Annotated in this window: 4 protein-coding genes; 3 read left to right on the top strand and 1 reads right to left on the bottom strand. The window is 37.2% G+C overall.

Going from position 1 to position 4013, the window contains the following annotated elements; genetic code table 11:
- The 3 genes from Q8907_13795 to Q8907_13785 form a co-directional block, all read left to right on the top strand.
- The coding region (locus tag Q8907_13795) for a gliding motility-associated C-terminal domain-containing protein (GenBank protein ID MDP4275344.1) at positions 1-582 on the top strand (582 nt) is incomplete at its 5' end.
- 26 nt (positions 583-608) lie between these two features.
- Positions 609-1604, top strand: coding sequence for a PorP/SprF family type IX secretion system membrane protein (locus Q8907_13790; protein ID MDP4275343.1), 996 nt, complete (start codon positions 609-611; stop codon positions 1602-1604).
- Between the two features lie 80 nt (positions 1605-1684).
- Positions 1685-2416, top strand: a complete 732-nt coding sequence (locus Q8907_13785) for a DUF4197 domain-containing protein (protein ID MDP4275342.1) — start codon at positions 1685-1687, stop codon at positions 2414-2416.
- A gap of 192 nt (positions 2417-2608) precedes the next feature.
- Here the strand turns inward: Q8907_13785 and Q8907_13780 are convergent.
- Positions 2609-4013, bottom strand: a 1405-nt coding sequence (locus tag Q8907_13780; protein ID MDP4275341.1) for a serine hydrolase, incomplete at its 5' end; no start/stop codon positions are given.

Below are 4013 nucleotides of genomic sequence, written 5' to 3'. Positions count from 1 at the left end.
ATTACCGTGCATCCGGTGCCAAAAGCAAAATTTGATGTGGTTACCACAGACTTATATATCCCCGGTGATGAGCTACGTTGTTACAACACTTCCGAAGGCGCTGAAAATTGGTTGTGGGATTTTGGCGATAGAACTTCTTCGGCTGATTTTAACGGAGTACATACTTATGCCGATTCAGGTGTTTATAATATTAAGCTGGTGGCATCAAGTTCTTACCTCTGTAAGGATTCAGTAACCATAACTAATGCTGTTCATGTGATTGAGAGAAGTTCGATTAAGTTCCCTTCTGCATTTACTCCTAATCCAAATGGTTCCAGTAACGGAAGGTACAATAGAAATGATTATTCCAACGATGTGTTTTACCCGATTGTAATCATGAATGGTATTCAGGATTATCACATGGAAATTTACAATCGTTGGGGTGTCCTGGTTTTTGAAAGTAATGATATAGAAATAGGTTGGGATGGTTATTATAAAGGGAAATTATTAACTCAGGATGTGTATATTTATAGGGTTTCCGGATTTTACAATAATGGTAAGCGTTTTAGTTTTGCTGGAGATGTATTGTTAATGAGAAAATGAGAGGCGGAAAAATAAATTATATTTTGATGATGAAGAAAAGGTTAGGTATCATATTGTTATTGTTCATAAATCTTTATGGATATTCACAGGACCCTCAGTTTTCACAGTTTTATGCTGCCCCTTTGTATTTGGGCCCTTCATTGGCAGGAACAGCAGGTAATAGCAGGGTATGTCTGAATTACAGGGATCAGTGGCCAAAGCTGAGCGGCAAATTCCTTACCTATTCCCTTTCCTACGATACTTATTTAAGCCAATATAATAGCGGTGTCGGCCTCCTTCTTTTAAGGGATGATGCGGGGAGTGGCAAGTTGACCACTACACAGGCCGGATTAAATTATTCATATCGGGTGAAAGCAGGCAAAGATTTTTTTATTCAACCCGGAATTCAGTTTATGTATTACCAGCGGAAAATAGATTTTGAAAAATTGACCTTTGCTGATCAATATTATAATGATCAGGTTTTACCCCAGTCAATAGAATCTCCTCCCGGCAATCAGAATGGTCATATTGATTTTACCACTTCCCTGATGGCTTTTAATAAAAATTTCTGGTTTGGTTCAACACTTGACCACATGATGAGAATGAATACTTCCCTTCAGGAAGATACCCGTTATGTGCCTTTGAAACTATCGGTTTATGGAGGTGTAAAAACAGTTATAAATGAAGCTTTTATGAATGTGGACGAACAAAGTGTTTCTGTTGCTTTTAATTACCGGACTCAGGCCATGTTGCAACAACTCGACCTTGGCGTTTACTACAACAGGCATCCGTTTACCGTTGGGTTGTGGTATAGGGGTATCCCCGTTATTAAATCCACAAAAACAAAAGATGCTATTTCCATTTTGGGGGGATTAAATATTAAAGATGTTGCTGTTTCTTATAGTTATGATTTGACTGTTTCCAAACTGGTTTCATCCACCGGAGGTGCTCATGAAATAAGCATTATTTATTATTTTGATCAGTATTTCAACGGGAAGAGTAAGCATAGAATAACGGGAGCTGTACCTTGTCCGAGGTTTTAAATTTAATTATTCTTAACTTTGCCTTTAATGGCAGGATTTTTGAATGATGAACCTGATAAATCCTTAATAAATTTTAGATTATGAAGAAAATATATTTCGCTATTCTTACTTTGGCATTGCTTCTGGGAACAAATAAAATAAATGCCCAGTTGTTGGAAGAAGCCCAGAAGTTTGTAAAACAAAAAACGACTTCAACATTGACACAGAATGATGCCACCAAAGGTATTAAGGAAGTTTTGGAAAAAGGCACCACAGCCGCAGTTTCTAAAGTGTCAAAAGTAAATGGATATTTAAACGATCCCCAGATTAAGATCCCTTTTCCACAGAATGCAAAAACAATAGAAACAAAGCTTAGAGCAGTGGGACTTGGGAAAAAGGTCGATCAGGTTGTGGAATCAATGAACCGTGCTGCCGAGGATGCTGCTACAGGCGCCCAGCCCATATTCCTTAATGCTATAAAAGGATTAAATGTACAGAATGCAGTTCAAATTGTGAAAGGAGATAACAATGCTGCTACTCAGTATCTTAAGGGTAAAACCTCTTCACAGTTGGCAACTCAATTCAAACCCGTGATTCAAAAATCATTGGATAAAGTGAATGCTACGAAATACTGGAATAGCATGATGAGCTCCTATAATAAAATTCCATTGGTGAAGAAGGTAAATCCTGATCTTTCTGATTATGTGACCCAAAAAGCCATTGAGGGTTTATTTGTGAAAATGGGACAGGAAGAAGCAAAAATCCGTACAAACCCGGCGCAGCAGACTTCTTCTGCCCTTAAAAATGTTTTTGGAACTGTTACAGCAAAATAAATTCTTCTGATTTTTAAGTGCCTGGTTTTTAAATGAAATTTTAATCTGAGATATAGCCCACCTTGCTGGAAAACAAGGCGGGCTTATTTATTTTTATCTTTTACACTCCTAAGCGATATTCCTTAAGATGATTATTCTTTCTAAGAATCTAATTTTGGATTTTAGCTTGAATACCTTCAATTCATTTTAAGTCTATAAGGAATTTCCCTCAGCCGGTGCATAGTATTTAAGTTTCGTAATACCTGACCATAACAGATATTCCATGATCAGGTCGCACTTCTCAGATGGACAAAGCTCGTCCGTTGGAGAAGTTAGATTGCAAAGTACTATGATTGTGATTTTCTTCTTGGGTTGACGTAATAGATTAGCTGAATATCCAGGCAAACTACTTCCGTGGCCAATAAAATTATTTCCCCTGTAATTCCAGATAAACCAACCATGATAATAGTTTAAATTTTGCCTGCTATTTGAATTTACAGGGATAAATATCGCATCAAGGCTTGCTCTGGATAAAACCTTTCCTTTAAAAAATGCCTCATTCCAGGTATATAAATCTCTTGCTGTGGAATATAATGCACCTGCGCCTCCTACCCACGACATATTTATTTTATCGTTTTTTAGGAAAGCACCATTGATATTTGAATAACCATTAGCCTCATTGTCAAGCATCTCATTTTCAGAATAAATACCTGTATTCTTCATTCCTAAAGGATCGAAAAAGTTTTCCCGAAAATACTCGTTGAGCTTTTTCCCGGAGACTTTTTCGACTATATAACCCAGAATAAAGAAACCTGAATTGCAATATGAAAAATGATCACCAGGGTTGAAATCGTAAGGATAGGATTTGATAGAATCAATCAGTGCATTTTCTGTAATTGAGGCAATGAGATTTTTGGACTTTGTGGCTTGCTTGATAAAATCATGTATTCCTGAGGTATGGGTCATTAGATGCTCTATGGTTACTTCATTACCCCTGGGGAAGTCAGGAATATATGTTGAGAGTTTGTCCTGAATGTTTAATCTCCCTTCTTCCTGGAGTTTTAAAATGGCGGCTACAGTAAATTGAGTGGTAATAGAGCCGATTTTGAACTTTGTTTCTGAATTAATATTTACTCTATTGTTTATATCTGCACAGCCAAAACTTTTTTCATAAATAATCCTGCCTTCCTGGGAAATCAGGATCGATGCACCTGGGGTAGATTCATATTGCGCGCAGTGGAAGATTTGATCCACCAGTTTTTCAAATGAAGGTACCGGAAGATTTGTTTTCGCCCCTTTCTCTTTTAAATAATCCAGTACTTTATCCCTTCCTCTGACAGTAGCAAATATATAAGCCGTCATACCTGCCTCATCCCTGAAATTTACATTAACCCCGTTTTCGACCATTGTTTTGACATCATTTAGATTTCCATTACCGGCCGATTCAATGAGATGTTTTCCCAATAAATCTTTTCCAAGTTTCCGCATGTTAAACGACCATTCATTTCCTGTATTTTGAATTTTTACCAGGATTTGATTGCTTCCTTTTTTTAGGTTGAGAACTACAACATCATCGTCCGGAGTGGTCCCTTTTTCAACCCATTTTTTATAAACCAGT

The organism is Bacteroidota bacterium, assembly GCA_030706565.1.
Classification (GTDB): domain Bacteria; phylum Bacteroidota; class Bacteroidia; order Bacteroidales; family JAUZOH01; genus JAUZOH01.
The sequence above is the reverse complement of the archived record's forward strand: the minus strand, read 5'-3'. Positions and strand labels throughout refer to the sequence as shown.